This is a genomic window from Paenibacillus monticola (assembly GCF_009664975.1).
Classification (GTDB): domain Bacteria; phylum Bacillota; class Bacilli; order Paenibacillales; family Paenibacillaceae; genus Paenibacillus_AQ; species Paenibacillus_AQ monticola.
This window is the reverse complement of sequence record NZ_WJXB01000025.1, coordinates 22,486-30,276: the sequence shown is the minus strand read 5'-3', so window position 1 is coordinate 30,276 and position 7,791 is coordinate 22,486. Positions and strand designations below refer to the sequence as shown.

General features: G+C 48.6%; 7 protein-coding genes, 1 rRNA gene and 1 riboswitch. All 8 genes read left to right on the top strand.

Annotated features, from left to right (window positions below; genetic code table 11):
* The first annotated feature begins 9 nt into the window (after positions 1–9).
* The 8 genes from rrf (at position 10) to purK (ending at position 7,787) form a co-directional block, all read left to right on the top strand.
* Positions 10–126 (top strand): 5S ribosomal RNA (gene rrf, locus GJB61_RS30905).
* 228 nt (positions 127–354) lie between these two features.
* Positions 355–1,107, top strand: coding sequence for an acyl-[acyl-carrier-protein] thioesterase (locus tag GJB61_RS30900; RefSeq protein ID WP_154122852.1), 753 nt, complete (start codon positions 355–357; stop codon positions 1,105–1,107).
* Between the two features lie 62 nt (positions 1,108–1,169).
* Positions 1,170–3,308 carry a DNA topoisomerase III gene (locus tag GJB61_RS30895; protein ID WP_154122851.1) on the top strand — a complete coding sequence of 713 codons (2,139 nt, stop codon included), beginning with the start codon at positions 1,170–1,172 and terminating at the stop codon, positions 3,306–3,308.
* Between the two features lie 72 nt (positions 3,309–3,380).
* Complete coding sequence (locus tag GJB61_RS30890) at positions 3,381–4,604, top strand: MFS transporter (protein ID WP_154122850.1); 1,224 nt, start codon at positions 3,381–3,383, stop codon at positions 4,602–4,604.
* A gap of 113 nt (positions 4,605–4,717) precedes the next feature.
* The gene (locus GJB61_RS30885; protein WP_154122849.1) at positions 4,718–4,981 is read left to right on the top strand and encodes a DUF1294 domain-containing protein; all 264 of its coding nucleotides are present in this window, start codon (positions 4,718–4,720) and stop codon (positions 4,979–4,981) included.
* Positions 4,982–5,033: 52 nt separating this feature from the next.
* On the top strand, positions 5,034–5,468 hold the full coding sequence (locus GJB61_RS30880) for a universal stress protein (RefSeq protein ID WP_154122848.1): 435 nt from the start codon (positions 5,034–5,036) through the stop codon (positions 5,466–5,468).
* Positions 5,469–5,703: 235 nt separating this feature from the next.
* Positions 5,704–5,805: riboswitch (purine riboswitch) on the top strand.
* A 246-nt stretch (positions 5,806–6,051) separates the two neighbouring features.
* On the top strand, positions 6,052–6,537 hold the full coding sequence (purE, locus tag GJB61_RS30875) for a 5-(carboxyamino)imidazole ribonucleotide mutase (protein WP_154122847.1): 486 nt from the start codon (positions 6,052–6,054) through the stop codon (positions 6,535–6,537).
* Entirely contained in the window at positions 6,534–7,787 is a 1,254-nt protein-coding gene (gene purK, locus GJB61_RS30870; RefSeq protein ID WP_154122846.1) for a 5-(carboxyamino)imidazole ribonucleotide synthase, read from the top strand. Before purE ends, purK begins: the two co-directional genes overlap by 4 nt.
* The last annotated feature ends 4 nt before the right edge of the window (positions 7,788–7,791 follow it).

The following is a 7,791-nucleotide window of genomic DNA, read 5'->3' as shown; positions in this document are numbered from 1 at the left end:
AAAAACCCGTTTGGTGGCGATAGCGGAGGGGTTCCACGCGTACCCATCCCGAACACGACCGTTAAGCCCTCCAGCGCCGATGGTACTTGGACCGAAGGGTCCTGGGAGAGTAGGACGTTGCCAAGCAAATGAAGCCACTGTTGATTCATTCAACAGTGGCTTTTTCCTGTCTAAATAGAGCCTATATGAATGTTGTGGATAAGTTTTAAAGAAATACTGAATCTAGAATACTTATCCACATGTTAATGAATTTATATTTTCTGGAGTTCTCCCCAAATTAATGTGGATAGTGTAAGCCTTTTGTGGATACTTCAAGTATTGCGCGTGAATTTAAAGTGTTAAGGGGGATGGGAAATGGATAACGACACTAAACTTGTATGGACGGAACAACATATGGTTCATGCGAGTGACACCGATTATCTTTCCAATGGGAAATTATCTATCATTTTGGATATGATGCAACGTGCGGCAGATTCAGCGGTTAGTAGATTGGGGTTAAGCCTGGAGAAGATGCTGGCGGCAAGAATGGGCTGGATGATGATCACTCTTGATCTTGAATTCCAAAGATCTCCTCGACAAAATGATCTTCTTTCCATCCGTACATGGAGTAAAGGTACACAAGGTGCATTGTGGCAGCGGGATTACAGAATATTCGACAGCGGTAATACAGAGATTGCAGCTGCACGTTCGATCTGGGCTCTGGTAGATATCGATAAACGAAAAATACTCAGACCCACTGCTCTCCCCATACAAGTAGAGCCCTATCATGGTGATTCAGTAGGCTCTGTGCCCAATAAAGTTGCGATCCCCTCTGAGCTTTATATGGAAGAGGTGTACAGGTATCAGGTAAGATACAGTGGACTCGATAATAACAATCATTTGAATAATGCAAGATATGGAGACTTATGCTGTGATGTATTATCACTAAATGAATGGGAAGCGTCTGACCTTCAGCGCTTTAGGATAACTTACATACAAGAGGCTAAGTTTGGAGATGAAATCAGTATTTTTAGATCTCCTGTTACGAGTGAAGGTGTATTTGTACGCGGGCAGGGTGATGGGACTGTTTTCTTTGAAGCTTGTTTGTTGTTTAGATATCGCCCATAAAAGAATGGCGAAGCCGTTTCTTCTTGATGCTATAATAAATTCGAAATGGAAAGGGGAGCGTTATGAAGATATTGGTATTGGCGGAGAAGCCATCCGTAGCACGGGAGATTGCGCGAGTAATGGGATGCCAGGATAAACAGAAGAGTTACATAGAAGGTCCTAAATATGTGGTAACCTGGGCGTTGGGCCATTTGGTCGGCTTGGCAGAGCCTGAGGAATATAATAGTAAATTTGCGACTTGGGCCTTGGAAGATCTACCGATTCTACCAGAACGAATGAATTTGAAGGTGCTTCGGGAAACAAGTCAACAGTATAAGGCAATACAACAGCTTATGAAACGGCAGGATATTGAGGAACTCATTGTTGCCACAGATGCTGCGCGTGAGGGAGAACTATTGGCGCGTTGGATATTAAATATGGCAGGCTGGAAAAAGCCGTTCCGACGGCTGTGGATTTCCTCGCAGACGGATAAGGCGATTAAGGAAGGATTCGCAGCACTAAAGCCTGGGCAGGAGTTCGACCGTCTATATGAATCGGCTCGCTGCCGTGCAGAAGCGGATTGGATGATCGGACTTAACGTTACCCGGGCTTTAACTTGCAAGTATGGCGCACCTCTCTCAGCGGGAAGAGTGCAGACACCTACTCTGGGAATGATTATAGATCGCGAGAGCGAGATTGTTGGTTTCCATTCACAGGATTTCGATACGATCACTGCTGATTTTGAACAATTTCAAGCGGGTTGGCGGGGGAATAATGGAGATGGACGTATTTTTGATAAAGAAAAGACAGCAAGTTTGAGTAATAAGCTCAGCGGGCAAAGTGGACGTATTACCAAAGTGCAAAAAAGTGAGAAGATGGAGCCTCATCCGCTCGCTTATGATCTGACCGAGTTGCAAAGGGATGCCAACCGCAAGTATGGATTTTCGGCGAAACAGACGTCCAGTCTGCTCCAACGTCTGTATGAGCAGCATAAGTTGGTTACGTATCCACGTACCGATAGCCGCTATCTTACTTCTGATATGACAGACACTCTCAAGGAAAGGCTAGATAGTGTGGGAGTTGGTCCTTATGCCTCTCTAGCGCGGCCTCTACTGCGTAAACAGCTTTCGATTACCAAACGTATCGTTGATGACAGCAAGGTAAGCGACCATCATGCAATTATTCCTACAGAGCAGATAGTGCTGTTAAATGGGCTAAGCTCGGAGGAGCGAAAGCTGTATGATCTCATTGTGCGGCGTTTTATAAGTCTGTTTTATCCGCCAGCTCGCTATGATACTGTAGCTGTGACTGTGAGCGTAGAGGGCGAAAGCTTTTATGTGAAAGGAACTACAGTTAAAGAGGCAGGATGGCGCGAGGTATATGGCGGAGATATGAGCAGTGATAACGAAGATGGCAGTTCGACAGACGAGCCAGTAGCCAGCTCTATTAAGCTACCAGAGCTTGTTGAAGGGGAAATCGTGAGAATTCGCCGCTGTATGGTTAAAGCAGGACGGACTCAACCACCGAAACGCCACAATGAAGCGTCGTTGCTGACACAGATGGAAAAGTACGGCCTGGGAACACCTGCAACCCGTGCTGACATTATTGAAAAGCTGGTAAGCTCTGATACGATTGAACGTCAAGGAAATCTGCTCCATCCTACTGGCAAAGGGAAACAGCTGATTGAGCTTGTGTCTACGCAGCTGCGTACACCGGATCTGACAGCGCGTTGGGAAGCAGATCTGGAAAAGATCGCCCGTGGTCAAGGTCAGCCGGAGCCTTTTTTGCAAGGAATTCGCAGTATGGCACAGGAACTGGTGTCAGGTGTAAAGGTTAGTATAGCGGAATATAAGCCGCATAATGTCTCCAGCAGCCATTGTCCGGAATGTGGAACGAGAATGCTGGAAAAGAAGAGCAAGCGTGGCACGCTGTTGATATGTCCTGCTGATAACTGCGGGTATACCCGTGCTGGGGAAAAAAGATTATCGAATCGTCGCTGCCCACAGTGTCATAAGAAAATGGAGTTGAAAGAAGGCAAAGCGGGGCTCTTCGTCCAGTGTCTAGGCTGTGGTATTACAGAGACGATGGATAAGGATCACAAGCATATCAATAAACGGGAACAACAGAAGCTAGTACAGCAATACAGCAAGCCTGAAAGTGTAGGATCCAATCTAGGGGAGCTGCTGAAGGCAGCTATGGAAGGGCAGCAAAAAGGGAAATAGCAATAGTAGCAATGGTGCTACTAAAGTGAGTAAAGCAGAGATCAAAATTGGGCCAATAATGGCTAATGATGGATGGAGCAGGTGATCACACTGGTGACGAAGCAGCAGATAAGTTCGTTACAATCGGCAGAACCTGTACAGGGGAAGGGAAATAGCCGGTTTTTCTTTTTGATAATTGTATTTATGTTCTGGTTCTCTTCCTATATTTATGTTCCGGTGCTCTCGCCTTATGTAGAGCATTTAGGAGCCTCGTATTTTATGGTCGGCATGGTTCTCGGGGTCTATGGTCTGATGCAGATTATATTTCGCCTGCCGATCGGTATTGGTTCTGATTATCTCAACCGGCGGAGGCCATTTATTTATCTAGGGTTGATTGCCAGCGGTGGAAGTTGTTTTCTGTTTATGTGGGGCGTTAATCCAGGTTGGGCTCTGGCAGCGCGAGCTTTATCCGGTATTGCTGCATCGGCTTGGGTCGTGTATAGCGTGATGTTCGCGGGATATTTCCCAAAAGAGGAAGCTGGCAGAGCGATGGGGATGCTGCAGTTTACAACTGTAATCGCCCAACTGTCGAGTATGATGATCAGTGGTTATATGGTCGATCATTGGGGTTGGAACGCACCTTTCCTGATCGGTGGGTTCGTAGCCATTGTGGCGCTATTGCTTGCACTACGTCTGCCTGATCAAAGACCCGAGAAACGGGAGAGCTCGATACATATTAAGGATTTGGCCGTTGTCATCAAAGAACCACTGCTTGTAAAAGTATCATTGCTGTCTGTTCTTGCGCACTGCGTATTATTTATTACAATGTTCGGCTACACGCCCAATCAGGCACTGAGCCTTGGCGCGAGCAAGGAAAGCTTGGGTTGGCTGACGCTGGCATTTATGGTGCCCCATGCACTTGCAACACTTTATGGCTCGCGCTGGTTCGGGAAGCTGCTGGGTGACCGCGGAACTCTTTTATTGGGATTTACGGGCAGTGCAATCTTCACCTTGCTTATTCCGGCTATGCCAACGCTTGCGGCGCTGTGTATTACACAGGTGGGCAACGGCTTTATGCAGGGCTTGATTTTCCCACTGCTGTTAGGTAAATCGGTAGCAGGGATAGCTCCCTATAAGCGCGCTACAGCAATGGGCTTTTATCAGGCTGTTTATGCGATAGGTATGTCGGCAGGGCCGTTTGTCGCTGGATGGATGAGCTCGGTGTATGGTTTGACTGGAGGATTCTGGCTGGGAGGAATAGCTGCTGCTTTAGCTGCGGTATTATCATGGGTATGGATGCGGGAAACCAATCGATAGAATGGGAAGATAGACACGGATGCTTGCAGAGAATGTGAGGATTATTGGTTTTTTGTACAAAAGGGTAATATAATATAAGTAGGTAGGATGCACGGAGGAGGGGCTAAGAAGGAATGATCAAGGTAGTTATGCTGTGGTTCGTGGTTATTAATATTATCGGGTATGTGGTCATGTCCGAGGACAAGAACAAAGCCCGTAAGAGGCGGGAGCGTGTGCCAGAGAGAACACTTTTTCTGCTAGCCACCATAGGCGGAGCGTTAGGTGTACTGATCGCCATGTACCGCAAGCGCCACAAGACGCGACATACGTCCTTTAGAATCGGAATTCCGCTGCTTCTGCTGCTGAATGTTCTACTTTATAGTTATTTTTTAAGATAATGGCATTATCAATCCATTATGATTATACAAAATAGAAGATGAGGTGGCGTACATGTTATTCTCTAAAATTTTGCTCGCCTACGACGGTTCAAAGGCATCCAATCAAGCATTGGAGCGCGCAATTGAGCTGGCTAAGGTAACTCCAGGGTCTTCTTTACATGTCGTACATGCGTTTGAATTCCCAAGGTTTTTTATCGGGGAAGCGCTCGCGCCTCTGCCGGCTTCAGTGAACAAGGAATATTATGATTTGGCAGTACAGACGACTGAAGAAGTAAAAAGCCGTTTGGAATCAGAGGGGCTGAATGCTGCAGTAGAGCTATTACAGGGTTCTCCTGCTGAAGTGATTCTGAAATATGCCAAACAACATGATGTGGATGTTATTGTTATTGGTAGCCGCGGCCTTGGAGGAATTCGTGAATTTGTTCTGGGCAGCGTGAGTCACAACGTAGTGCAGAGTGCACGTATTCCTGTATTGGTAGTGAAATAGTATAGAGTATTGAAGAGGAGCGCTGATAAGCGTTCCCCTTTTTTTCTTTATTAGGCAGCAATACTGCAAAAGTAGGATGACATTATGGTGTTTAAGGCTGGAACTAAGTGGAAATGACTCATTCTCAAGACAATAAGCCGTTATAAAGAAAGTGAATGTGCCCAAAAGCGAACAATTAATAAAGCGAATTTAACAATGTTCGTGTTTAAGTTGACATCGAGTGTAGGGCATTGTTAAACTGAAGTCATAAGTAGCTCGTATAAAACCGGGGATATGGCCCGGAAGTTTCTACCCGGGAACCGTAAATTACCGGACTACGAGGAAATAGATTGATAGAATGCGACAGAGTCGTCCCAAGTAATGGGTCGCTGCACTGTGCGTTTTTCCGCGCTTTAGGCCAGCAGGCTAAGAGGCCATGCGGGATAACTATCTTTTATTTCCTTCAGTAGTCCGATCTCCCGCAGCAAAATGCGTCTGGAAATCGGGCTTTTTTTTTCGAATTTAAGGGAAGCTAAGCAAGTAGATAATTAGGAGCATACCCAGAAAAAATATTCATTCATAGTAATGGAAGGTAGGTCAAATCATGTCTGTGCAGGTGGCTGTCATCATGGGCAGTAAATCAGATTGGGAAACGATGGAGCATGCTTGTGCGGTGCTGGAGGAGCTTGATCTGTCTTATGAGAAAAAAGTAATATCCGCGCACCGGACACCGGATTTGATGTTCCAATATGCGGAAGCAGCAGCGGGTCGCGGCATCCGCGTTATTATTGCAGGAGCGGGCGGAGCGGCGCATCTGCCAGGAATGGTAGCTGCGAAGACGATTTTACCGGTCATTGGAGTACCTGTACAGTCAAAGGCTTTAAACGGTCTGGATTCGTTGCTCTCGATCGTACAGATGCCTGGTGGCATTCCAGTGGCTACGGTAGCTATTGGCCGTGCTGGAGCTGTAAATGCAGGTCTATTAGCAGCGCAGATTATCGGAGCTTTCGATCCTGAAGTACAGAACCGGGTACAACTGCGGCGTGACGCGATTCGCGATGAAGTACTGGAAGGCAGCGACAGTCTATGAGGCCGGAGCAGCTGAAAGTGGCAGGAGTGATTCGCCAGGACAGTGGACTGAAGGCGCAGGAACAACAGGCGGATGTCGTTCGGACGCTGCTACCTGGTTCGACTGTCGGCGTGCTTGGCGGCGGCCAGCTCGGGCGCATGATGGCGCTGGCCGGCAGCGCCATGGGCTATCGCTTCGTGGCGCTCGACCCTGCGCCGGATGCGCCCTGCGGGCAGGTTACGCCGCAGATTATCGCGGCGTATGACGACCGAGCCGCGGCGCGGGAGCTGGCGCAACGCGCAGACGTCATCACGTACGAGTTCGAGAACGTGGACGCAGGCGTGGCCGCGCTGCTGACGGAGGAGTCGTACGTGCCGCAGGGCAGCGCGCTGCTGTATACGACACAGCATCGGCTGCGCGAGAAAGCCGCCATCGAGGCGGCGGGCGTGCCCGTCGCCCCGTACCGGAAGGTCGGCAGCCTTGCGGAGCTTGAGCGCGCGGCAGCCGAGCTGGGATTGCCCTGTGTGCTGAAGACAGCCACAGGGGGTTACGACGGCAAGGGACAAGCCGTCATCCGCAGCGAGGAAGAGCTGAGCACAGCCTTTCGGCAGCTGGTGCCAGAATCCAGTGCATCCGACAAGGAGATTGAGCCGGAGCTGGTGCTGGAGAAATTCATCGCTTTTCAATGCGAGATTTCTGTAGTTGCGGCGCGAAGTGCCGGTGGTGAGGTGAAGAGCTTCCCACCTGCCGAGAACATTCATGTAAACAACATCCTGCATCTGTCCATAGTGCCTGCGAGGGTCACGGAGGATATTCAAAAGCGGGCCTGCAAGTTGGCAGAGACGCTAATATCCGGCCTTAATGCCGTTGGATTGCTGGCAGTGGAAATGTTCGTCACGGCGGACGGGGAATTGTTCGTGAATGAACTGGCTCCCCGACCGCATAATTCAGGTCACTACACCATGGATGCTTGTGTGACCTCACAGTTCGAGCAGCATGTCCGGGCCATCTGCAACTTGCCGCTCGGCGATACTTCACTACTGACTCCTGTGGTCATGGTAAATGTGCTCGGACAGCATCTGCAGGGTACGATTGAGGTCTTAAGTAAAGCAGATGAAGAAGCAAATCGGCTGGGGATTTCACCTAAGCTTCATATATATGGCAAGACAGACAGTAAGTTAGGCCGCAAAATGGGCCATATTAACCTGCTCTGCAAGGATACCGGAGACGGATTATCCTGGGTAGAGCAAACTAACCTTTGGAGGAACTGACCAC